The 21487-nt window shown below is 71.3% G+C and carries 21 protein-coding genes; 9 read left to right on the top strand and 12 right to left on the bottom strand.

Annotated features, from left to right (window positions below; all coding sequences use genetic code 11):
* Nucleotides 1-253: 253 nt before the first annotated feature.
* On the top strand, nucleotides 254-472 hold the full coding sequence (locus ACN27G_RS19655; protein ID WP_421494247.1) for a winged helix-turn-helix domain-containing protein: 219 nt from the start codon (nucleotides 254-256) through the stop codon (nucleotides 470-472).
* Nucleotides 473-476: 4 nt separating this feature from the next.
* Here ACN27G_RS19655 and ACN27G_RS19650 read toward each other — a convergent pair whose 3' ends face one another.
* The 5 genes from ACN27G_RS19650 to ACN27G_RS19630 all read right to left on the bottom strand — a co-directional run bounded on the left by ACN27G_RS19650 (nucleotide 477) and on the right by ACN27G_RS19630 (nucleotide 4187).
* Nucleotides 477-1190, bottom strand: a complete 714-nt coding sequence (locus ACN27G_RS19650; protein ID WP_421494246.1) for a hypothetical protein — start codon at nucleotides 1188-1190, stop codon at nucleotides 477-479.
* Nucleotides 1187-1825: a hypothetical protein gene (locus ACN27G_RS19645; protein ID WP_421494245.1), complete on the bottom strand. Its 639-nt coding sequence runs from the start codon at nucleotides 1823-1825 to the stop codon at nucleotides 1187-1189. The genes ACN27G_RS19650 and ACN27G_RS19645 overlap by 4 nt, the downstream gene beginning before the upstream one ends.
* Nucleotides 1826-1839: 14 nt before the next feature.
* Nucleotides 1840-2100 (bottom strand): hypothetical protein, encoded by a 261-nt coding sequence (locus ACN27G_RS19640; protein ID WP_421494244.1) that lies wholly within the window; start codon nucleotides 2098-2100, stop codon nucleotides 1840-1842.
* A gap of 656 nt (nucleotides 2101-2756) precedes the next feature.
* On the bottom strand, nucleotides 2757-3251 hold the full coding sequence (locus tag ACN27G_RS19635) for a hypothetical protein (RefSeq protein WP_421494243.1): 495 nt from the start codon (nucleotides 3249-3251) through the stop codon (nucleotides 2757-2759).
* A 255-nt stretch (nucleotides 3252-3506) separates the two neighbouring features.
* Nucleotides 3507-4187 (bottom strand): DUF998 domain-containing protein, encoded by a 681-nt coding sequence (locus ACN27G_RS19630; RefSeq protein ID WP_421494242.1) that lies wholly within the window; start codon nucleotides 4185-4187, stop codon nucleotides 3507-3509.
* Nucleotides 4188-4304: 117 nt separating this feature from the next.
* Between ACN27G_RS19630 and ACN27G_RS19625 the strand changes: the two genes are divergently transcribed.
* The 3 genes from ACN27G_RS19625 (at nucleotide 4305) to ACN27G_RS19615 (ending at nucleotide 6746) form a co-directional block, all read left to right on the top strand.
* On the top strand, nucleotides 4305-4760 hold the full coding sequence (locus tag ACN27G_RS19625) for a GbsR/MarR family transcriptional regulator (RefSeq protein WP_421494241.1): 456 nt from the start codon (nucleotides 4305-4307) through the stop codon (nucleotides 4758-4760).
* Complete coding sequence (locus tag ACN27G_RS19620; RefSeq protein ID WP_421494240.1) at nucleotides 4757-5977, top strand: FAD-dependent monooxygenase; 1221 nt, start codon at nucleotides 4757-4759, stop codon at nucleotides 5975-5977. The genes ACN27G_RS19625 and ACN27G_RS19620 overlap by 4 nt, the downstream gene beginning before the upstream one ends.
* Before the next feature lie 61 nt (nucleotides 5978-6038).
* Complete coding sequence (locus ACN27G_RS19615; RefSeq protein ID WP_421494239.1) at nucleotides 6039-6746, top strand: SDR family oxidoreductase; 708 nt, start codon at nucleotides 6039-6041, stop codon at nucleotides 6744-6746.
* Nucleotides 6747-6765: 19 nt separating this feature from the next.
* On the opposite strand, the gene ACN27G_RS19610 is transcribed toward ACN27G_RS19615, so the two are convergent.
* The 3 genes from ACN27G_RS19610 to ACN27G_RS19600 form a co-directional block, all read right to left on the bottom strand.
* On the bottom strand, nucleotides 6766-7425 hold the full coding sequence (locus ACN27G_RS19610) for an SRPBCC family protein (protein WP_421494238.1): 660 nt from the start codon (nucleotides 7423-7425) through the stop codon (nucleotides 6766-6768).
* Nucleotides 7426-7530: 105 nt separating this feature from the next.
* Nucleotides 7531-10254, bottom strand: a complete 2724-nt coding sequence (locus ACN27G_RS19605; protein WP_421494237.1) for a glycoside hydrolase family 3 C-terminal domain-containing protein — start codon at nucleotides 10252-10254, stop codon at nucleotides 7531-7533.
* A 104-nt stretch (nucleotides 10255-10358) separates the two neighbouring features.
* Nucleotides 10359-11045 carry an SDR family NAD(P)-dependent oxidoreductase gene (locus tag ACN27G_RS19600; protein ID WP_421494236.1) on the bottom strand — a complete coding sequence of 229 codons (687 nt, stop codon included), beginning with the start codon at nucleotides 11043-11045 and terminating at the stop codon, nucleotides 10359-10361.
* Between the two features lie 139 nt (nucleotides 11046-11184).
* On the opposite strand from ACN27G_RS19600, the gene ACN27G_RS19595 reads away from it, so the two are divergent.
* Nucleotides 11185-12162: a helix-turn-helix domain-containing protein gene (locus ACN27G_RS19595; protein ID WP_421494235.1), complete on the top strand. Its 978-nt coding sequence runs from the start codon at nucleotides 11185-11187 to the stop codon at nucleotides 12160-12162.
* On the opposite strand, the gene ACN27G_RS19590 is transcribed toward ACN27G_RS19595, so the two are convergent.
* Nucleotides 12128-13951 carry an amidase gene (locus ACN27G_RS19590; RefSeq protein WP_421494234.1) on the bottom strand — a complete coding sequence of 608 codons (1824 nt, stop codon included), beginning with the start codon at nucleotides 13949-13951 and terminating at the stop codon, nucleotides 12128-12130. The two genes, ACN27G_RS19595 and ACN27G_RS19590, sit on opposite strands and share 35 nt — an antisense overlap.
* Nucleotides 13948-14250 (bottom strand): hypothetical protein, encoded by a 303-nt coding sequence (locus ACN27G_RS19585; RefSeq protein ID WP_421494233.1) that lies wholly within the window; start codon nucleotides 14248-14250, stop codon nucleotides 13948-13950. The genes ACN27G_RS19590 and ACN27G_RS19585 overlap by 4 nt, the downstream gene beginning before the upstream one ends.
* A 458-nt stretch (nucleotides 14251-14708) precedes the next feature.
* Here ACN27G_RS19585 and pyk point away from each other — a divergent pair, with 458 nt between their 5' ends.
* The 4 genes from pyk to ACN27G_RS19565 all read left to right on the top strand — a co-directional run bounded on the left by pyk (nucleotide 14709) and on the right by ACN27G_RS19565 (nucleotide 18648).
* On the top strand, nucleotides 14709-16160 hold the full coding sequence (pyk, locus tag ACN27G_RS19580; RefSeq protein WP_421494232.1) for a pyruvate kinase: 1452 nt from the start codon (nucleotides 14709-14711) through the stop codon (nucleotides 16158-16160).
* Entirely contained in the window at nucleotides 16157-17071 is a 915-nt protein-coding gene (locus ACN27G_RS19575; protein WP_421494231.1) for an acyl-CoA thioesterase, read from the top strand. Before pyk ends, ACN27G_RS19575 begins: the two co-directional genes overlap by 4 nt.
* A 22-nt stretch (nucleotides 17072-17093) precedes the next feature.
* Nucleotides 17094-17624 (top strand): RrF2 family transcriptional regulator, encoded by a 531-nt coding sequence (locus ACN27G_RS19570; RefSeq protein WP_421494230.1) that lies wholly within the window; start codon nucleotides 17094-17096, stop codon nucleotides 17622-17624.
* Nucleotides 17625-17739: 115 nt separating this feature from the next.
* Nucleotides 17740-18648, top strand: a complete 909-nt coding sequence (locus tag ACN27G_RS19565; protein WP_421494229.1) for a MerR family transcriptional regulator — start codon at nucleotides 17740-17742, stop codon at nucleotides 18646-18648.
* A 52-nt stretch (nucleotides 18649-18700) separates the two neighbouring features.
* On the opposite strand, the gene ACN27G_RS19560 is transcribed toward ACN27G_RS19565, so the two are convergent.
* Together ACN27G_RS19560 and ACN27G_RS19555 are read right to left on the bottom strand one after the other, a co-directional pair.
* A complete protein-coding gene (locus ACN27G_RS19560) occupies nucleotides 18701-20155 on the bottom strand; it encodes a pyridoxal-dependent decarboxylase (protein ID WP_421494228.1) in 1455 nt (484 codons plus the stop codon).
* A gap of 49 nt (nucleotides 20156-20204) precedes the next feature.
* Nucleotides 20205-21446 (bottom strand): LacI family DNA-binding transcriptional regulator, encoded by a 1242-nt coding sequence (locus ACN27G_RS19555; protein ID WP_421494227.1) that lies wholly within the window; start codon nucleotides 21444-21446, stop codon nucleotides 20205-20207.
* Between the last annotated feature and the right edge of the window lie 41 nt (nucleotides 21447-21487).

Genomic DNA, 21487 nt, shown 5'->3' with positions numbered 1-21487 from the left:
GGGGTGGTGCGGGGTCCATTGGTGCCTCCCGTCTGGATGGGGATGGCCGGCGGGTGTGCATGGGCAGGTGGGGGCACCCGGCCGACCGGGAGAGAGGCCGGCCGGGCTCTGTGCGGGACAACCAGCCCCAAGGGTGCTGACCAGGGAGCCGATCAGTTCGGAGCCTAGGATAACAAGCTATCGCAGTCAAGCTATCACTTGCGATAGCAGGTGATGAGTGATCAAATGGTGGTGCTGACCAGGGAGTACCACCATGCCACCGAGCCCGAAGTGGGTCGAACTCGCCGAACGCATCCGTAGACAGATCGAGTCGGGTGAGCTGTCGCCAGGAGACAAACTGCCCTCAACATCGCAGCTCTGCGATATCTACGGCGTCTCCTCGATCGTCGTGCGGAACGCCATGCTCACTCTGAAGGCCGAAGGGCTGGTGGTAGGGGTCCCAGGCGTCGGGGTCTACGTTGCCGAGAAGTAAGGGCTCAGATGGCTGAGCGGTACTCGCGTAGCCTCTCGGCTGCCTGGCGGAGCAGATTGACCGAATCCTGAACATGATGTCGAGCGGTGGTCAGGCGGTCGTGGGTGTGCCTGACGACCTCGGGTCGGCCGCCAGCGAGGGTTGCCGATAACCTGTTGTGACTGGCCCATACGTCTACGCCAAGCTGTTGGGCCTGCTTGGCAGCTTGTTCGAGCTGATCGATCGCCTTCTCCAGCCCAGAAATCACCTGGCTCGCAACGCTGCTTGAATCGGTCCGACCCCTGACGATTTTGCGGTGCGGCACCCGAGCGGCACGCCGAAACGCCCCTACAGTGAAGGGCTTGGGAGGCGGCTTCGGCGGGTCGCCGCGAGGTTTTGCCGGAACTTTGTCGCCGCCCTCGTCTGTGGTGGTAGCTTCGGCTGCTGCCTGAGGCTTCCGTTGGGCGCGAGTTTCTCTCAGGTAATCAAGACGCGCGACTATGTAAGCCTTGCCTTGGGACCCGAGCAGACCGCCCAGGATGGCGCCGCCGGTCGTCGCGACGGCAGGCGAGATCGGTAACCCCAGCCGGGTGGCGGCTACCCCCAGCATCATGCCGATCCCCGCGCTGCCCCACTCGACAAGCTTGCCGAGCCCTTCCTTGGCGCTCTCGTACTTCAGTCGCCGAGCGAACGGTCGCTCCTTCTTCTGTTCCCGTCGTTGCTTGCGGCCGTATCTCATGCCGCGACGACGGGATCGAGAAAGGCACAACTGGTTGCGATCATCATCGGCAGGTTGAGAGCCACGTCGCGGGCCACCTCGCCGGGAGTGAGATTCAGGACGTCCTCCCCGGCCGACGCCTCCTCCGACTCGTCCGCATAGTACACGCATGCCTCCCAGAGGTTGGGATGCAAGTATGCGTAAGACCACTGGGTGTAGACCTGGATGGGCACAGCGACTTTGGGGTTGCCCTGATGGCCGATGCGATGAAGGTGGGGCTCCTCGGGTGTCGAGCCGAGTCCTTCGCCAAGTGGCAGGAGCTTGTGTCGGCGGAAGACTTCCTGGACGTCGCCCTCCGGGTCGTACTCCAGGAGTAGGCCGCGGCTGATCAGATCTTCCACGATCTCGGCGGCCCTCGGTTCTGGCCTAGGAGCGTTCTCCAGCATACGGATCAATGACTTGCGGTTGACGCCAAGTTTGGAGTGCCGGTCGGCGTCGATGAAGGCTGCTGCCCAGACGGCAGTCTCATCCTCAGTGAGCTCGACGAGATCGTCGCCGAGGTGGATTTCATAGCACTCGGGCCGTGGGTCCGGAGGGCGGACGTACCGATAGCGAGGTCCCATCGAAAGCCCGACAGGCACGATTACGCGTGGCATGTGGACCCCTCGGCTCAGAAGGTGGCAGCGTAGTTGCGCGTGGTCTCGACGGCGCCTTGAGTTAGGGTGGCGGCCTCGGCCAGGCGTTGCTTGGCCTGTTCGAGCCGGGTCAGTGCATCCGCAACGGCTGCATGGCTGGTGCCGCTCGTGATCGTGCGCAGCATAGACGACGTCTGCTCCAGTGAACCGGTCAGAGCGCGGATCTGTCCAATCTGCTTGCCAGCCTCGTCGCCAAACCTGGCCACTCCAACCTTGACTTCTTCCACAGACGCCATCGCCGTAATCGCCCCCAGTGCCCCACTCGGTACCAGCGCTGACCGTACCGGACCTGCCACCAAGAGTCAGCCCTCGATGACGGGTTCTGTCGATGTTAGTTGATCTAGGAACCGCCGGTGGCGCTGCTCTCAGCGTGGGGTTCCGAGGCGAACTTCCTGGCCTTATCGGGCATAAGGGATGGGTTATCGATCGCGGAACGGACTTCCTGGCTATGCTTTCGCAGGTCGTGAACCCCCCTGCACCCGGTCTCCGGACCGGGCGAGGATCGCAACAGAGCGTTGGCGGACCGGTACGTCAGCAGTGCGGGATGCCTGCACCCGGTCTCCGGACCGGGCGAGGATCGCAACAATGTCGGTAGCCCGGTGCCGATGTCGAGGAACTGGCCCTGCACCCGGTCTCCGGACCGGGCGAGGATCGCAACGCCGTGATGGCGGTGACCGAGCGGGTACACGTGTCGGCTGCGCCCGACCACCGCGTCGGGCGAGGATCGCAACACCGACGGCGACGCCGCTCATGGTGAGCACGAGAAGCTGCGCCCGACCACCGCGTCGGGCGAGGATCGCAACGTTCTGTCCGTTGAGCAATCCGGCGGCCCGGACTTTGGAGCTGCGCCCGACCACCGCGTCGGGCGAGGATCGCAACGGTGTCGCCCACATCAGGCATCGGCCGATACCTCCCGCGCTGCGTCCGACCATCGGAACCTGTGCCCTACACGGCTCGTCAGTCGAGGTACTCTTCGGACTCTGCTGCGCTCGCTGGTTGCCGACGTCGCGCTGCTGCCCGAGCCGGACACGAAGACCATGCGGATTGGGGTGCGCTGGCACACCGGCGCCACCGACGAGCTGACCGTCGTTCGCCCCGGCCCCGGCCGGACCTCGGACGCGGCGTTGGAGGTGATCCGCCGCCACGGTGCCACGCACACCAGCGCCGAGCTCGCCGACATGCTCAACGTCGCCGGTCTGGTGACCGGCAACGGCAAGCCGTTCACCGCCGGAGGCGTCGCCGGGTCCGCGACGCCTCCAAGATCTTCGGGCCGCGCGCCGTCGCCGTCCAGGACGGCGAGGTCAAAGTCAAGCAGGCCGCCGCCGAGCTCGGTATCCCAGCCGACGCCGTCCACAACTGGCTGCGCCTCGGCCAGGTACCCGACCACCGCGGTCCCAGCGGACGCTGGTGCATCCCTTGGGACCGCGCCACGCAGGAGATCTACCGGCAGAAGGTCGCTGGCTCCGTCCGGCTCAATCCCGTTCTGCCAACGCAGCGGGTGCCATCCGATGCGGCCACGGCCGATTCCTGATGGCGCGGTTGACTCGGCTGCTTTGCGACTCGGGCAGCGCTGTGCGCGGTACGGGCATGGCCGCTCGACCTCGGCGCGATCCTCGGACGCCGCGGCGCGACGCCGCTCGGATCACTTTGTATCGGCGGCGGTGACCTGGCCCTCGCCTCGCCGTCCGGCGGGGCGGCGTAGCAGGCACGCGGCCACCGCGATGATCCAGAGGAATCCGGTAAGGAGGGAGAGGTGTTCGAGTAGGCCGGCTGGGGCGGGTCGCCAGATGCCGAGCGTGTCGAGGCGGTAGGCGATGCCGGCGGCGAAGGCGAAGATGATGACGAGTACGCCGGAGGTTCGCAGGTAGCGGGTCCAGCCCTGGCTGACCTCGCGCAGGCGGCCGGCGAGGACGAACGCGGCTGCGCTGAGGCCGGCGAACAGCGCGAGCCCGGCGATCTGGTGGATGCGTCCGGCGTTGGTGAGACCTTCCGGCTGGCCCGGTGGGTAGCCGAGGGCTGGGTCGGTGGGCACCAGCCCGGCCACGGCGAGACCGGCGGCGGCGGTAGCCACCAGTATTGGTGCCCACCTGGCGCCGTGGCCCGGGTTCAGTGCTCGGCGCAGGCCGATGGCGAACAGGCCCAGCAGCACGGCACCGAGTAGGAAGTTGATCGTTTGTAGCCAGGCGCGGTCACCGGTGCCGAGTTGGCTGGCGCCGTGGTGCCACAGGCTGTAGCCCGGACGGGTCGCGCCGTCGATCCACAACACGACCGGGATCAGGACGCCTGCGGCGACACCGCTGCGTAGTAGCCAGGTGGTGGACATGGAGAAGTCCTCCTTGTTCTCCGCGGCCGAAGCCGCGGGCCGACCAGACTTCCCGGCTCACCCTGATTGTGTTACACGGAATTTAGCTCATACTGAAATGTACGGAAAGGGGGGCCGGTGGCTGAAGACGAGCGGTTGCTGGGATGGGTCGAGCAGGTAGCCATGTACCTGGCGCGTGACGGCGTGCCACCGATCGCCGGGCGGATCCTGGGCTGGCTGATGGTCAGCGATCCGCCGGAGCAGTCAGCCGGTCAGATCAGCGCCGCCATCGGCGCCAGCCGCGCCTCTTTGACCATGAACCTGCGGCTGCTGACCAGCATGGGGTTCCTCACCTGGCGCACCAGGCCAGGAGATCGCACCATGTACTACCGGATGGCCGACGACGCCTGGCAGGCGGTGGTCCGGCGACAGATCGCCGGGATCGCCTCCTTCCTCGACATCACCCGCCAGGGCCTCGACCTGCTCGGCCCCGACGACGTCAAGACCGCGCGCGTCCGCCAGGCACACACGACCTTCGCCTGGATGGCCAAGGTCTTCGACAACGCCCCACCCATCGAAACGGAGGACCCATGACCCGCCACGCCATTGTGATCGGTGCCGGCATCGGCGGCCTGGCCACCGCGCTGGCCCTGCACCGGATCGGCTGGCACGCCACGGTCCTGGAACGCGCGAGTGAGCTCGGCGAGATCGGCGCCGGCATGTCCCAAGCCCCCAACGCGCTGCGCACCCTGGACGAACTCGGCGTCGGCGAGCAGGCACGCCAAGCCGGCGTTCCCACCCACGCGACCGGCAACCTGCGCACCGCCGACGGCCGCCATCTGCAACGCGCCCGTCCCGACGACCCGGCTGCGCTGCTCGCCTTCCACCGCGCCGACCTGCACCGGGTACTGCTCGACGCGATCCCGGACGGCTGGGTCCGCACCGGGGCCGAGGTGACCACCATCCGGCAGGACGGCACGTCCGCCACGGTCGACTACTCCGGCGGCGAACTGAGCGCCGACCTGGTCGTCGCGGCCGACGGCATCGGCAGCATCACACGACGGCTGCTCTGGCCGGATACGCCCCCACCGAGGTTCCTCGGTCGCACCGCCTGGCTCGGCATCGCCCCGTTCGACGGCCTACCGGGCAGCGTCACGCTCGGCCCCGGCGCCTACTTCCTCATCCACCCGCTCTCCCGTGCCCGCGCCTACTGGGCCCACATCACCACCGCCGACCAGCCAGAAGTTCGTTACGAACACGAGAAGACCGAGGTGGCTCGCCATATCCGGGACTGGCACGACCCGATCCCGGCGCTCGTCAACGCCACCCCCGCCGACGCTGTGATCCACATCGACATCCGCGACCTCGACCCGCTGCCGACTTACATCAACGGCCGGGTGGCACTGCTCGGCGACGCCGCCCACGCGATGAGCCCCGACCGCGGCCAAGGCGCGGGCCAGAGCATAGAGGACGCCGTCGTCCTGGCCGCCGCACTCTCCGCCGAGCCGACCCTCCAGGCGGCGCTGCGGCGCTACGACACCGAACGCCGCCCCCGCACGCAGAACACTGCCCGCGGAGCCCGCGCCGACGGCCGCCGCACGACCTCACACGCCACCTACCGGGCGTTGACCACCATGATCCGGCTGACGCCTTCGGCCCTGTGGCGCAAGGGCATCGACCCAGACAGCAACCCCACCTGGCGGTGGCACCCACCCCATCTGCCCGACTCCCGCGAAACGGGAACAGCCGCCCGTGGAACAGCGCCTCGTAGCCGGGCTGTGTCCGGCCATCGCATCGGGCGAGGACGGTAACTCGTGCGGATCGTCACGGCACGGTTGACCTGACGTGTGGTTGAGGAGGTGTACTGGCCCGATGATCTTCGACGGGCTGCGGGTCGTCGTCACCGGTGCTGGCCGGGACACCGGCCGTACCCTGGCGCTGGCGTTCGCCGCGCGCGGCGCGCACGTCACGGTCTCGGCCCGGGACCCGGCGGCGGCCGCCCGGACCGCCGAGACGATCGGCGCCGGCACGGCCGAGGCGTTCGCCTGCGACCTGGCCGACCCCGATTCGGTACGCGGGTTCGCGGCGGCGCTCGGCGCCCGGACCGACCGGATCGACGTCCTGGTCAACAACGGTGCCGCCTACCTGCCCGGTGCGGGCCTCGACGACGCCTCCGACGACGACATCGTCGGCACCATCGCCGGTGCGGCGACCGGCACGATCCTGCTGACCCGGCACCTGTTGCCGCTGCTCCGCGCCTCGGACCGGCCCGACGTCGTCAACCTGGTCTCCGCCTGCGGCGAGGTCGGCCACCACCGCTCCGAGGCGCATCCGGCGTACTACGCGGCCAAGCACGCCCAGGCCGGCTTCGCCGGCATCCTGTCGCACCGGCTGCGCGCCGAGGGGATCCGGATCATCTCGCTCTACCCACCGGACTTCGTCCAGGACGACGGGCCGCGCGGGTTCGGCGCGCCGCTCACCGCGCGGTCGGTCGTGGAGTGCGTGCTGTTCGCGGTCGGACAGCCCCGGGACTGCTTCATCCGGGAGTTCCACTTCGAACAGGTACGGCCCGGACCGTAGATCCTTCTGCCGGCCCGGCTCAGGGTGCGTTCGGGCCGGCCGGCAGGTCCGGGGCGTAGAACCGGGTGGTGTTGGCGACCATCGCCGCGACCGGGTCCGGGTGCTCGCCGCCGGCCACCGCCGCCGCACCCCACGCGTTGCTGCTCAGCGTCATGAACTCCCGGGCCTCCCGGGCCTCGCCCCAGGCGTTCGGGTCGTCGATCGCGTCACCGCCCAGATGGAGGCCCAGGCCGAGCAGCGACAGGTCCCAGCCGACGCCGACCGCGCCCGGACCGTACTCGGTCCACCGTTCCGGGTCGATGACGGCGACGTGTTCGAGCTCAAGGGTGGCCCGCTCGGCGCCGTCGCCGTGCAGCCGCACCTCGACCTCGCTGAACCCGCCCTCGACGGGCTCGCCGAAGATCCAGGTCAGCCTGACCAGGCGGGGCGGCTCGCAGCGGATGATCTCGCCGCCCGCGTTCCCCTCGACCTGGTAGCGGCCGCCGGGTTTCAACTCCCCGCTGACCGGCGCGAACCACCGGGGCAGCCGCTCGGGGTTGGTGACCGCGTCCCAGAGGTCGTCCACGGAGGTGTCGTAGGTCCGGCGCAGCAGCACGGTCCGCGCCTCGCCGGCCGGCGTCTCCGCCCGGCCCACCCTCCGGTGGATGGCGTTGATCTCGTCGACGATGTCCACCGTCACTCCCTCATGGTGACCTCTCGCTGTGGTCGGAAGGGAGAGTATCAGGAGTATCTTATATAAGCCAACGATGTCCTTGCTGTGTCGCCGCGTACCGTCGGTGCCGCCCTACCGCACCCCGACGGCGAACTCGGTGGACCGGCGGACGCCCCGATAGTCGACCGTCGCGGTGATCGTGGCGACTCCGGTGGCCACCGCCCGGATCGCACCCGACCGGCCCACCGACACCACCTGCGGGCGGTTGCTCCGGTACCGCACGGTCGCGCCGGGCGGCAGCGGCGTGCCGGCACCCTCGACACGGTGGCCGTACCGGGTGTCGTCGGTCAGCGCGATCGTCAGCCTCGGGGCGAGCACGGTGCCGGGGGAGACCAGCGTCGGCGCGCTGGCGGTGACCACCGACAGCGCCGGGCGCAGGGCACCCCGGACGGTCACCCCGGCGCGCAGCCGGGGGTCGGCGTCCGCGCTGGAGCGGCCGACCTGGAAGGCGTACGCCCCGGAGTCGACGACGTAGCGGCCGGCGCGCTCGTCGAAGAAGGCGAGGTCGGCCACGCGTACGACGAACTCCACCCGCCGGGTCTGCCCCGGGCGCAGCGAGATCTTCTCGAAGCCGGCAAGCCGCCTGTCGGGCCGCTCCTTCGCGGCCGGTGCGCCCGGCGTGGAGACGTAGAGCTGGACCACCTCGGCGCCCGCCACCCGACCGGTGTTGGTGACGTCGACGCCGACCCGGACCGTGCCGTTCGGGTCCACGGTCCGCCGGTCCACCCGCAGCCGCGAGTAGCCGAACCCGCTGTAGCCGAGGCCGTGGCCGAACGGATACGAGATCTCCCCGTCGAAGTACATGTACGTCCGGCCGGGGTGCCCGGCACCGTCCCGGATCCGGTAGTCGTCGATCGGCGGGAGCTGGCTCGCGTCCCGGTACCAGGTGAACGGCAGGTGCCCGCTCGGGTTGCGCGCCCCGAGCAGCACGTCGGCGAGCGCCTCGCCCTTGCGCTGCCCGTTGTACGAGCTCCACAGGATCGCCGGCACCGCAGCCTCGAAACCGCCGACGTCGACCTGCCCGGCCGTCTCCAGGTAGACGACGGTGTTCGGGTTGCGGGCCGCCACCTGGCTGATCAGGGACGCCTGCGCGCCGGGCAGCGCCAGGGTGGCCCGGTCGACGTCCTCCCGGGAGTGCCGGTCGTCGGTGCCGGCGTACACGATCACCGCGTCGTAGCCGGCGGCGGCCGCCACGGCGGCCGGGTCCACCTCGGCCAGGCTGCCGGGGGTGATCCCGGGCAGGTGGTCGACGACGGCGGCCGGGTTGATCCGCCGGATCGCCGCGCGCAGGCCCTGGTATCCGTTGACCTCGTTGGCCTGCCCGGCGCTGGCCTGGATGCTGGAATAGCCGCCGAGATACATGCTGGGCGGGTTGGCGTAGTGGCCGATCACCGCCACCCGGTACCCCCCGGTGGCCGGGACCCGCAGCGGCAGCAGCGCGGCACGACTGCCCCCACCGGTCCGGGCGACCGGTGCGGGCCGGTTCTTCAGCAGCACGATGCTCTCGGCGCCGACCTCACGGGCCGTCCGGAGCCGCTCCGCCGTCTGCGTGACGGCCCCGTTGGCGTCGGAGTTCGTCCAGCTGCCGGGTGCGACCCGGGACCGGGCCGCGGTCACCCACGGTACGTCCCCCGGCGGGTCGAACTCGCCGAGCCGGATCCGGGTGGTCAGCAGCCGGACCAGCGAGGCGTCCACGTGCTCCTCGGTGTAGCGGCCGTACGGGGTGTCGATGCCCCGCGCGATGGCCGCCGGGATGGTGTTCGCATAGCTCCACTCGTCGTGGTAGCCCTGCTGGCAGTTCAGGTCCTCGCCGGCCGCGTTGGCCCAGGCGTGCCGTTCGATGTGGTCCAGCGGGGCCGGGTGGCCCGGCGGCTGCCAGCGGTGGCCGTGCTGGATCTCCCGGATCGAGTCGCAGTCGGAGGTGAAGAAGCCGTCGAAGCCGAACGTCTGCCGGGCCAGCTCCTCCATCAGATAGCCGCTGGCCGAGGTCGGCACCCCGTTGACCCGGTTGTACGAGGTCATGATGGACGCCGGTGAGCTGCGCCCGACGATCTCCCGGAACTGCGCGGTGTAGTACTCGCGCAGCGTCCGGTCGTCCATGTCGGCGCTGCCGCGCAGCCGGTCGAACTCGCTGTTGTTCGCGGCGTAGTGCTTGAGCGTGGTGCTGGTCTTCAGGTAGCCGCGGCTTTCCGGCAGCATCCGGCCGGTCCGGTCCTTGCCCTCCATCCCGTTCACGAACTGGGCGGCGAGCGCGGCGGTGAGCAGCGGGTCCTCGCTGAACGCCTCGTCGTTGCGGCCCCAGCGCGGATCCCGGGCCAGGTTGACGGTGGGGGAGTAGAAGTTCAGGTCGAGCCGGTTGTCCCGGACCACCTCGCGGGCCTCGTCCGAGATCAGCGTCGCCTCCCGGTGGACCAGCTCCGGGTTCCAGGTGGCGCCGAGCGACAGGTCGACGGGATAGGAGGTGGTGTTGACCAGGATCGGTGGGTTGGCGTTGTGCAGGGTGCCCTCCCGGGCGACGCCGTGCGCGGCCTCGTTCCACCAGCCGTAGGCTTCGATGCCGAGCCGGGGCAGCGCCGCCGACTGGCTGCTGACCATCTGGGCGGCCTTCTCCGCCAGCGTCATTCGGGAGACCAGGTCGACGGCGCGCTCCTGCGGCGAGTAGGACCGGTCCAGGTGGATGGCCCGGCCGTCGCCGCTGGTCCCGGTGGTGGTCGCCGCCGCCGGCTCCGTCGCACATCCGCCGCCACCGACCAGTACGACGGCCACCGCCGTCGCCGTCCAGCTGCGCGCTCGCATCCCGCCGTCCCCTCCGCCGCTGCGGTGTTCCCGGGGCGAAGGTAGGACTCATATCGATGAACGTCAAGGTGTGTGGCGCGGGTCGCCTCTTCGGTCCGCCGTCTCTACCAGGGCAACTCCCCGGCTTCGTCCCGGAAGGTCCCCGTCGGCCCGTCCGCGTCGAGAGTCGCCAGCCGCACGACGGTTCTGGCGCTCTCCGCCGGCGGCCTTCCGATTCCGAAGGCCGCGGTCATGTCGGTGGCGGTGGTGCCGGGTTCAAGGGCGTTGAACTTGATGCCCGGCTGGGACTTCGCGTACAGGATCGTCAGCATGGTCGCCGCCGCCTTGGACGCCGAGTAGAGCGCGAGCGGCAGGTGGTACTCCGGCCGGTCGGGGTTGTTGACCGCCCAGAACGATCCGGCGCTGCTCGAGACGGTGACCACAATGGGGTTCGAGGATCTGCGGAGCAGGGGAAGAGCCGCCTCCGTCACGCGGACGATTCCCACCGCGTTGGTGTCGAAGACCCGCAGCGCCGTGGGTCCGTCGAGGGCTTCGTTTCCGAGAACGCCCGCGTTGTGCACCAGCACGTCGAGCCGGCCCTCGGCCGAATCGATCGCGGCCAGCGCGTTCTCCACCGATGTGTCATCGGTCACGTCGAGCTGCACGAATCGCGCGCCGAGCGTTGCCGCGGCCTTCTCGCCCCGCTCGGCGTCACGCGCACCGACGTAGACGACGTGTCCCAGTTCCAGGAGCTGTTTTGCGGTCTCGAAACCGAGGCCCTTGTTGGCCCCGGTTATCAGTGTGACGGTCATGCGTTTCCCTCCGAAATATTCGGTCCGGGCGGACCGTTGGAGACGCTATGCGCAGCTACCCGCCTCGACCAGAGTCCCCTCCAGCCTGGGGTGTGACAGGCCCCCCGCTCGCCGCCCCGCGGATCCTTGGGCTGGCGTCGTGAGCGGGACGACGAACGCCCTCGGTGCGTACCTGCGTGCCCGGCGCGAGCTGGTGACACCCGAGCAGGCGGGCATCCCCGACGTCGGTGTGCGGCGGGTGCCCGGGCTGCGGCGCGAGGAGGTGGCCATGCTCGCGGGCATCAGCGCCGACTACTACCTCCGGTTGGAGCGGGGCCGCGATCGCAACCCGTCCATGCAGGTACTCGAGTCGATCGCCCGGGTGCTCCACCTCGACGACGACCATGTCGCCCATCTGCGGAGACTGGTCTCGGAGACGCCCCGGCGGCGCAGGGCCCGACCGCGCAGGGAGACCCCGCCGCCCGGCGCGCTCAAGCTCCTGGACTCCCTGTTCCAGCCCGCCTTCATCGAGGGCCGGTACTTCGACATCCTGGCCTCGAACGGTCTCGCCAGGGCGCTCTCTCCCCGCCTCGCCGTCGGGGGCAATCAACTCAGAGACATGTTCCTGGACCCGGCCGAGCAGGCCCTGCATCCGGACTGGCAGGACATCACGGAATGCTTCGTCGCGAACCTGCGACAGGCCGTCGGCAACGACGTCGACGATCCCCGCTTCATCGAGCTCACCGGAGAACTCTCCCTGGCCAGTCCCCGATTCCGCCAGCTCTGGGCCCGCCACGAGGTACGCGGGCAGCGCGGAACGCCGATCAGGCTCAATCACCCGCAGATCGGAGAACTGACGCTCAACCGGGAACGGCTGGGTATAGGCGGAGCCGACGGCCTCATGCTCGTCGTGTACCACCCGGACACCGGCTCCGGCGACGCGGACAAGCTGGCCCTGCTGGCCTCCGCCGGCCTACCCACCTCGGACGGGCCGGGCCGGCGGGCCCTCGACACGAAAGCCGAGGGCCTGCCAGCTGCGGGCCTGCCAGCTGCGGGCCTGCCGGCCGAGGGCCTGCCGCGCGTCCGCGTACCCGATCCGGCGCCTACTGGGTCAGTTCGGCAACCTGCTCGGCGGTGAGCCGGCCCCGGGACTCGTCCGGTGCCGGTGCCGCCAGCGTGCCGCGGGCGGCCCGGGCGTCCGCCGCCGGTGCCGGCGGGTCGGCCGGCCGGCGCCAGTGCCAGTCGGTGACCTCCTGGTACGCCGCCACCACCGAGAGCAGCCGCTCCTCCCCGTACGGCAGGCCGCCGAGTATGGTGCCGATCGGCACCCCGGCCGCGGTGAAGCCGATCGGGAAGGCGATCTCCGGCAGGCCGAGGATGTCGAACGGCACCGGCCCGGTCTGCACCACCACGTCACAGTCGTCGAAGATCCCGTCCAGCACCCGCTCCAGCAGCAGCAGCTTGGCCCGCTGACCGGTCAGGAACTCGTTGCCGCCGAGCAGCGCCCCCTGCAACCAGCTCGTCACCGACACCCCGAAGCCGCGCAGGTCGCTCCGGAGATAGGGCATGAACGGCTCGCTGCGCTCCGGCAGCCGGACGTTGTTGAAGCTGCCACCGGTCAGCAGGCCCCACTCGGCCGGCAGCGCCACGTCGACCAGGGTCGCGCCGGAGATCGTCGCAAGTTCGGCCAGGAATGCCTGCCGGGCCAACGCGGTCACCGACGTGCCGTCGGCGTAGCCGGGCAGGACGCCGATTTGGGTACGCCAGCGCAGCCTGACCCGCCGTCCGGTGTGGACCGGGGTGGCCGCCTCGATCAGCCTGGGGACCGGCGGCAGGCCCTGGCTGCGCGGGTCGGCCGGGTCCTCGCCGGCCATCGCGGTGAGCATGATCGCGGCGTCCCGGGCGTCCCTGGCCAGCGGGCCGGGATGGTCCCGGGTGTAGGTGAGCGGGATGATGCCGGTCAGCGGGACCCGGCCCATGGTCGGCTTGAGCCCGGTCAGGTTCTGCGCGTTCGACGGCGCGGTGATCGAGCCGCCGGTCTGGGTGCCGGTTCCCGAGGTCGCCAGCCGGCCGGCGACCGCGGTGGCGGTACCGGTCGACGACCCGCCGGGGTTGGTCCCGGGGTCGGTCGGCGTCCAGGCGTTCACGGTGGTGATTACCCCGGCCGGGGTGGTGGCGCGGGTGGTGGCCAGCGGTCCCATCTGGGTCTTGCCGAGCACGATCGCCCCGGCCGCCTTGAGCCGGGCGACCGAGGTCGCGTCGTACGGCGGCACGAAGTCCCGGAAGAGGTGGGAGTTGGCGGTGGTCGGCACCCCGGCGGTGTAGTAGTTGTCCTTGATCGCCAGCGGGATGCCGTGCAGGGCGCCGGAGTGCGGTCGCCGGGCGGCGGCGCGGGCGGCGGCCAGCGCGGCGTCCGCGAGCACCAGGTTGAACGCCTGGTACACGCCCTCGTACGCCCCGATCCGGGCCAGGTACGCCTCGACCAGTTCCTCCGGGGCGAGCCGGCGGGCCCGGATCAGCCAGGCCGCCTCGGCGATGGTCAGCTCGGTCGGGTCGGCCAGCGCCTCGGGCCGGGGCCGGCGGTAGGCCTCCGGCCGGTCCAGGGCGGGGTTCGGCCGGCCGGAGCCGCCGTGTCCGGAGCCGGAGCCGTGCCCGGGGCCGTGTCCGGGGAGGAAGGCGGGTGTCTGCCGGGCGCCGGCCGGCGCGGGCAGGGCGGCGGCGCCACCGGCCGCGCCGACCGCACCGACGGCGGCCAGCGCGGTGGCACGGGCCAGGAACGCGCGGCGCTCGACGGCCCGGTCCTGGGGCGCGACGTCGGCGGGCGTCCGGGCCCCGGCGCCGGCCGGCGTCCAGGTGTCGGTGCCGGCGGGCACCCGAGCGTCGTCGATGTCGGCGGGCGTCCGGGAAGGGAAGCTGGGACCTATCACCGTCGCCATTCCATGCTGATCGAGGGATAGAGCATCGGGGCCGCCTGCTGGGAGAGCGCCCGGGCCAGCGCCGGGTCGGTGCCGGCGGCGGGGGCCGGCAGCTGGTACGCCGCGAGCTCGGCCACGGTGTTCCGGACGAAGGAGCGCAGCGAGGCGAGTACGGAGTCCCGCCCGGGGGATCCGGTCTCCGGGTCGGCGGCGGTGCCGGGTGGCAGCTGGTCGAGGTCGATGCCCAGGCTGGCCAGCCGGGCGCGGATCATGGTGTCGAGTTCGGCGTCGGTGGGCGGACTGGGTGCCATGGCGCTCCTCGCGACGTTCCGGTCGGTTTGTCGATCGGTCGAGTTTGTCGATCGGCCAGTTGTCGATCGGCCAGTTTGTCGATCGGTCAGTTGTTGATCGGCCAGTTTGTCGATCGGTCAGTTGTTGATCAATGACATCGAGCCCTGACTGTCGACCCGGCCGATATCGTGGCGATAACAGCAAGATCACGTCGAGGTGAACTGACCACCGGCGGCGTAGACTTCTGCTCGGGTGCCGCAGGCCGCCCACGCACCGACCCCGGACCGACCCCGGACCATCCCGGCCGGGGGAACGTGGCTGGCGCGGCGGGAGTAGGCTCGGCGCCGCGCGGTCGCTGACGCCCGCCCGCAACGTCCCGGTGTGACGACCCGCCGGTCACCATCCAGCCGCGTGACGTTGGCCAACTGTTCGGTGTCCCGAGGGTCCGGCGGGCCGATCCGAGAGAGAGACTAGCCTGATGGCCGTGACACGCCGCGCGAAGATCGTCTGCACGCTTGGACCCGCGACCTCCTCACCGGAGCGCATCCGCGGGCTCGTCGAGGCGGGCATGGACGTAGCCCGGCTCAACTTCAGCCACGGCAGCCATGCCGACCACGAGCAGGTCTACCACCTGGTCCGGGAGGCCGCCCGGACGACCGGTCGCGCCGTCGCGGTCCTCGCCGACCTGCAGGGGCCGAAGATCCGGCTCGGCCGGTTCGCCGACGGGCCGCACGAGTGGCGCACCGGCGACTCGGTGGTGATCACCGGTGACGCCATCCTCGGCACCCGCGAGCGGGTCTCCTGCACCTACGACAAGCTGCCGTACGAGGTGCGGCCGGGTGACCGGCTGCTGATCGACGACGGCCGGGTCGCGGTCGAGGTCAGCGAGGTGCGGGGCAACGACATCCGGGTGCTGGTCACCGAGGGCGGTGCGGTCTCCAACAACAAGGGCGTGTCCCTGCCGAACGTCGCGGTCAGCGTCCCGGCGATGTCGGACAAGGACACCGAGGACCTGCGCTTCGCGCTCGGGCTCGGTGTCGACATGGTGGCGATGTCGTTCGTCCGTTCGCCCGAGGACATCAAGCTGGCGCACCACATCATGCACGAGGTCGGAGTGCACCGGCCGGTGACGGCGAAGGTGGAGAAGCCGGAGGCGGTGACCCACCTGGAGGAGATCGTCAACGCCTTCGACGGGATCATGGTGGCCCGCGGCGACCTCGGCGTCGAGCTGCCGCTCGACCAGGTGCCGCTGGTGCAGAAGCGGGCCGTGCAGCTCTGCCGGGAGAACGCCAAACCGGTCATCGTCGCCACCCAGATGCTCGACTCGATGATCGAGAACTCCCGGCCGACCCGCGCCGAGGCCTCCGACGTCGCCAACGCGGTGCTCGACGGCGCGGACGCGGTGATGCTCTCCGGTGAGACCAGCGTCGGCAAGTATCCGGTGCTCACCGTCAGCACCATGGCCAAGATCGTCACGACCACCGAGGCCGGGTCGATCGCCGTGCCCCGGCTCCAGCACGACCCGCGTACCCACGGCGGCGCGCTGACCGTCGCCGCCTCCCAGATCGCCAAGGCGATCGGCGCGAAGGCGCTCGTGGCGTTCTCGCAGACCGGCGACACCGTGCGGCGGCTCTCCCGGCTGCACTGCGACCTGCCGCTGCTCGCCTTCACCCCGGTGCCCGAGGTCCGCGACCAGCTCGCCCTCTCCTGGGGTGTGCAGACCTTCCTGATGCCGTTCGTGCAGCACACCGATGACATGTTCCGGCAGGTCGACCAGGCGCTGATCGGGCTCAGCCACGCCAACCCGGGCGACTACGTGGTGATCGTGGCCGGCACCCCATCCGGCACCCCCGGCTCCACCAACACCCTGCGGGTGCACCAGCTCGGCTCGCTTGTCGACCCGACGGCGGTGGCCCGGACCGCACAGTGAGTTCCGGAGAGCCCGACGAGCAGCCCGGCGCGTCGAGCGAGGCGATCGTCGGGCAGGCGGCGGTCGACCAGCTGTTGGACGTGCTCGACCTGCGCCAGCTCGACGAGATGACCTTCCGGGGGGTGAGCCCGCCGGTCGGCCCGCAACGGGTCTACGGTGGCCAGGTCGCCGGTCAGGCCCTGGTCGCCGCCGGCCGGACGGTCGACCCGTCCCGGTTCGTGCACTCCCTGCACGGCTACTTCGTCCGGCCCGGCGACCCGGCCGAGCCGATCGAATACCAGGTGGAGAACGTCCGGGACGGCCGCTCGTTCTCGGTACGCCGCTCGGTGGCGCTCCAGCACGACAAGCCGATCTTCTTCATGTCGGCCTCCTTCCACCGCCAGGAGGAGGGGCTCGACCACCAGGCGCCGGCACCGGTGAACGTGCCGCTGCCGGAGACGCTGCCGACCATGACCGACCGGCTGGCCCGCTATCCGGAGCGGCTGGGCATCTGGGCGATGATCCCGCGCCCGATCGACGTCCGGTACGTCGGCGAACCCGGCTGGGTCCGCCCCGGCGACCGGCCCGCCGACCCGCACCAGCGGGTCTGGATGCGCATCGACGGCAAGCTGCCGGACGACCCGCTGCTGCACGCCTGCGCGCTCACCTTCGCCTCCGACCTGACCCTGCTCGACTCGGTGCTCTCGGTGCACGGCGAGGTGTGGGGACCGGGCGGGGTGGTGGGAGCCAGCCTCGACCACGCGCTCTGGTTCCACCGCCCGTTCCGGGCCGACGACTGGTTCCTCTACGACTGCTGGAGCCCGTCCGCCTCCGGCGGGCGCGGCCTCGCCACCGGCCGGATGTTCACCGTCGACGGCCGGCAGATCGCCAGCGCCGTGCAGGAAGGGCTGCTCCGCCGGATCGGTGCCTGACCGTGGCGGTAACCTGTACGACATGCGACTCTCCGCCCGCGTCGACTACGCGCTGCGGGCCGTTGCCGAGATAGCCGCACGGGCGGAGCAGGGCGGCGGCCCGCAGCCGGGTCCGTCGGCCGGTGGCCGCACCCACCCCACCGGGGCCGGTCCGGCCGGGCGGCGTCCGACACCGCTGACGGCCGAGCAGATCGCCCGGGCCCAGCACATCCCGCCGAAGTTCCTGGAGAGCATCCTGCTGCAACTGCGCCGGAGCGGCATCGTGCACGCCCAGCGTGGCCCCGAGGGCGGCTACTGGCTGGCCCGCCCGGCGGCGGAGATCTCGCTTGCCGAGGTGATCCGGGTGATCGACGGCCCGCTGGCCAACATCCGGGGTCAGCGCCCGGAGGAGATCGGCTACTCCGGCGCGGCGCGGGCACTCCAGGAGGTCTGGATCGCCCTGCGGGCCAGCGAGCGGGAGATCCTCGAACTGGTCACCTTCGCCGACGTGGCGAACGGCAAGCTGCCGGACCGGGTCCAGGACCTGGTTGCCAACCCCGCCGCCTGGATCTGACACCGGCCCGCCGGTCCGGCACGCCGTCGTCCGCGCCGGGCCGGCGCGCACGGGGTCGACGCCGGCGAAATAATGGGCTTGAGTCTCCAGCGGCTGGAAGGTTGATGCTCGTTCCGTGAACGACCGCACCGAGCTGTTCACCATCGGACAGCTCGCCCGACGTACCGGCCTGCCGGTGCGGACCATCCGGTTCTGGTCGGACATCGACGTCATTCCGCCGACCGGACGGTCCGCGGGTGGCTACCGGTTGTACGACACCGGGGCGGTGGCCCGGCTGGACCTGGTCCGCACGCTGCGCGAACTCGGGCTCGACCTCGAGACCGTGCAGCGGATCCTGAGCCGGCAGAGCACCCTGGCCGATGTCGCCCGGGCGCACGCGGACGCCCTGGACACGGAGATCCGCACGCTCCAGCTACGCCGGGCCGTGCTGCGGTCGGTCGCGCGACGGAACAGCACGACCGAGGAGATGAGAGTGATGAACAAGCTGGCCCGGCTCTCCGCAGAGGAGCGGCAGCGGATGATCGACGACTTCGTGGAGCGCACCTTCGCCGGAATCGACCCGTACGAGCCCGGTGCGAGGATCGCCGAGGCGATGCGGCAGATGCCGGCGAAGCTGCCCGACGATCCGAGCCCGGAGCAGGTGGACGCCTGGCTCGCACTCGCCGAGCTCGTCTCCGACCCCGACTTCGGGCAGCGGGTCCGGCAGATGGCGGCGGCCGGTGCGCAGTCGGCGGGCCGGGCCGGGCCGCCACCGTACGACCCGCAGGTCGTGCTCGCGCAGGCGGGCGCGGCGGTGGCGGACGGGATCGCGCCCGACTCCGCCGAGGGCCGGGCGATCCTGGACCGGATCGTCGACCCGGAGATGCCGGCCGACGAGCGGGCCCGGCTCGCCGACCAGGTGGAGACCTTCACCGACCCCCGGGTGGAGCGGTACTGGCAGCTGCTCGGGGTGCTCAACGACCGGCCACCGTTCCCGCCCCAGGCGCCGACGTTCGAGTGGTTCCTCGCCGCCCTGCGCGCCTGAGCTGTAAGGAAGGGCCCCCGCTTATCGTTTTCTGTTGTAGCGGGGGCCCTTCCTAACGCTTCAGCTCGGTGGCGGTGTCGGCGAGCAACTGCCAGGTCTGCGTCACGTGCTCCCGGCCGGTGTACGGCGAGCCGACCGCCAGCCGCAGCGTGTAGCGACCGCCCACCCGGGTGTGTGTCAGGTACGCCCGGCCGGTCGCGTTGACCCGGGCCAGCAGTTCGGCGTTCACCGCGTCTGCGTCCGCGTCCGCCGTGTCGCCTGCGGAGCGGAGCCGGAAGCAGACCAGCGTGAACGGGTGTGCCCCGACCAGCTCGAACCGCCGGTCGGCCTCGACCCGGGCGGCGAACCCGTCCGCCAGCGCGATCGTGTCCCGGATGTGCGCGCGCAGCCCCTCCGCCCCGTACCAGCGAAGCACGAACCACAGTTTCAGGGCCCGGAACCGCCGCCCCAGCGGCACCTGCCAGTCGCGGTAGTCGAGCACGGCACCCGACTCGGTCGCCGCGTTGCGCAGGTACTCCGGCAGCACGGTCAGGGCCGTGATCAGTTCGGCCCGGTCCGCGACCCAGAACGCGTCGCAGTCGAAGCCGGTGAGCAGCCACTTGTGCGGGTCGAAGCAGTACGAGTCGGCGTGTTCCAGCCCGGCGTGGGTGTGCCGCAGTTCGGGGCAGATCGCGGCGGCTCCGGCGTACGCGGCGTCGACGTGCAGCCAGAGCCCGTACTCCCGGCACAGCTCGCCGATCGCGGGCACCGGGTCGACCGCGGTGGTCGAGGTGGTGCCGATCGTCGCCACCACCGCCGCCGGAACCAGCCCGGCGGCCCGGTCCGCCTCGATCGCGGTACGCAGCGCCGCCGGGTCCAGCGCCAGGGTCTGTGGATCGACCGCCACCGTACGCAGCCCCGCGTCGCCGAGGCCGGCGATCCGGACCGCCTTCTCGATCGCCGAGTGGCCCTGACCGGAGGTGTAGACCCGGTACGGCCGATCCACCCCGTGCTCCCGCCAGCGCCCGCCGCCGGCCCGGTGCAGCGCGGCCAGTACGGCGATCAGGATGGCCGAGGAGGCGGAGTCCTGGATGACCCCGCCGCCGCTGCCGGTGGAGCGGAACCGGGCCGGCAGGTCGAGCAGTTCGGCCAGCCAGTCCAGCACCACCGTCTCGACCTCGGTGCAGGCTGGTCCGGTCGACCAGAGCATGCCCTGCACCCCGAGGCCGGCGCTGACCAGATCGCCGAGCACGCTCGGTCCGGAGGTGTTCGCCGGGAAGTAGCCGAAGAACCGGGGGTGCTGCCAGTGGGTGAGGCCGGGCGTGATCACGGTGTCCAGGTCGGCGAGGAGCCGGTCGAGCGGCTCACCCCGCTCGGGCGGCCGGGCCGGCAGCTGCGCCGCGACCGTGCCGGGCGGGTCGGCGGAGGTGACCGGCAAGCTGTCCAGCCCGGACCAGTAGTCGGCGATCCAGTCGACGACCGCGTGCCCGTGTCGCCGGAACTCGTCCGGGGTTATGTGGTTGGCCATGACGACGAGTGGACCAGGCCCGCAGGTGTCGATCAAGAAGCGGTGCCGGTCAAGAAGGTTGTGGCCCGGCGCGTGCCGCCGGGCCGGAGGCGGCACCGGCCGTTGCGGCCGAGGCTCCGGCCGGTGGGGTCTCGGTGCCGGCCGGTGGGGATTCGGCGCTGACCGGTGGGGTTTGGGTGTCGGCCGGTGGGGTTTCGGTGCCGATCGGCGGGGATGGGGTGCTGAGGGGCGGGGGTGGGGTGCTGAGGGGCGGGGGTGGGGTGCTGACGGGCGGGGGTGCGGTGCGGGCCGGCGGGGGTGCGGTGCTGGCCCGGATCGTCAGCCGGGGTGGCAGCAGGGTGCCCTCCGGGACGGACTGGTCAGCCAGCTTGCGCATCAGCAGCGCCACCGCCTGCCGCCCCACCTCCTCGGCCGGAATCAGCACCGAGGTGAGCGGCGGGTTGGCCCGCTCGGCGACCTCGTCCGGGCAGATCGCCACCACCGACATCTCGTCGGGAACCCGCCGGCCGAGCGCCGGCAGCGCGGCGAGCACCTGCCCGACCGCCGCCTCGTTGTGCACCACCAGCGCGGTCAGGTCCGGGTGCCGGGCCAGCAGCCCGGTCAGCTCCCGGACGACCGCGTCGAAACTCTCCTCGCAGGGTTGGGCGGTCGCCGCGATCCCGCGCCGCCGCGCCGTCTCGGCGAAACCGGCCCGGGTGCGGTGGGCGAAGCCGGTGTCCCGGTCGTAGACCACCGCAGGCGCGCCGAGCAGGGCGACGCGGCGGTGGCCGAGCCCGGCCAGGTGCTCGACACACGCCTCGCCGGCCCGGTGGAAGTCCAGGTCCACACAGGTCAGTCCGGCCGGATCGGCCGGAAAACCGATAAGCACGCTGGGGCGTTCCAGGTTGCGCAGCAGCGGCACCCGGTCGTCGTGCATCTCGACGTCCATCAGGACGATGCCGTCGACCATCGCGCTGGCGGCGATCCGGCGCAGCCCGTCCGGGCCCTCGTCCGCGGTCATCAGCAGCACGTCGTGGTCGAACTGTCGGGCCGTGGTCACCACGGCGGTGGCGAACTGCATAAGCACCGGCAGGTGCATGCCGGAGCGCAGCGGCAGCACCAGGGCGATGACGTTCGCCCGCTTGCTGGCCAGCGCCCGGGCACCGGCATTCGGGTGGTAGCCGAGGCTGCGTACGCTGGCCAGCACCCGTTCCCGGGTGGAGGCCGAGATGGCGCGCTTGCCGCTGAGGACGTACGAGACGGTGCTGACCGCGACTCCGGCGTGCCGCGCCACGTCGGCGATGGTCACCATGTCCGCCCGTTTCGCCGGTCCGCCGGGCACCGGCCAGGGCG

The sequence above is a fragment of the Plantactinospora sp. WMMB334 genome, from assembly GCF_049179095.1.
GTDB lineage: Bacteria > Actinomycetota > Actinomycetes > Mycobacteriales > Micromonosporaceae > Plantactinospora.
This window is presented reverse-complemented; position numbering and strand designations above follow the sequence as displayed.

Coding starts and splice junctions, on each gene's coding strand:
- ACN27G_RS19615 (WP_421494239.1), top strand. CDS start 6,039: ATGATCTTCGACGGGCTGCGGGTCGTCGTCACCGGTGCTGGCCGGGAC.
- pyk (WP_421494232.1), top strand. CDS start 14,709: ATGGCCGTGACACGCCGCGCGAAGATCGTCTGCACGCTTGGACCCGCG.
- ACN27G_RS19630 (WP_421494242.1), bottom strand. CDS start 4,187: ATGTCCACCACCTGGCTACTACGCAGCGGTGTCGCCGCAGGCGTCCTG.
- ACN27G_RS19655 (WP_421494247.1), top strand. CDS start 254: ATGCCACCGAGCCCGAAGTGGGTCGAACTCGCCGAACGCATCCGTAGA.
- ACN27G_RS19645 (WP_421494245.1), bottom strand. CDS start 1,825: ATGCCACGCGTAATCGTGCCTGTCGGGCTTTCGATGGGACCTCGCTAT.
- ACN27G_RS19640 (WP_421494244.1), bottom strand. CDS start 2,100: ATGGCGTCTGTGGAAGAAGTCAAGGTTGGAGTGGCCAGGTTTGGCGAC.
- ACN27G_RS19560 (WP_421494228.1), bottom strand. CDS start 20,155: ATGGCCAACCACATAACCCCGGACGAGTTCCGGCGACACGGGCACGCG.
- ACN27G_RS19570 (WP_421494230.1), top strand. CDS start 17,094: ATGCGACTCTCCGCCCGCGTCGACTACGCGCTGCGGGCCGTTGCCGAG.
- ACN27G_RS19600 (WP_421494236.1), bottom strand. CDS start 11,045: ATGACCGTCACACTGATAACCGGGGCCAACAAGGGCCTCGGTTTCGAG.
- ACN27G_RS19605 (WP_421494237.1), bottom strand. CDS start 10,254: ATGCGAGCGCGCAGCTGGACGGCGACGGCGGTGGCCGTCGTACTGGTC.
- ACN27G_RS19620 (WP_421494240.1), top strand. CDS start 4,757: ATGACCCGCCACGCCATTGTGATCGGTGCCGGCATCGGCGGCCTGGCC.
- ACN27G_RS19555 (WP_421494227.1), bottom strand. CDS start 21,446: ATGGTGACCATCGCCGACGTGGCGCGGCACGCCGGAGTCGCGGTCAGC.
- ACN27G_RS19585 (WP_421494233.1), bottom strand. CDS start 14,250: ATGGCACCCAGTCCGCCCACCGACGCCGAACTCGACACCATGATCCGC.
- ACN27G_RS19650 (WP_421494246.1), bottom strand. CDS start 1,190: ATGAGATACGGCCGCAAGCAACGACGGGAACAGAAGAAGGAGCGACCG.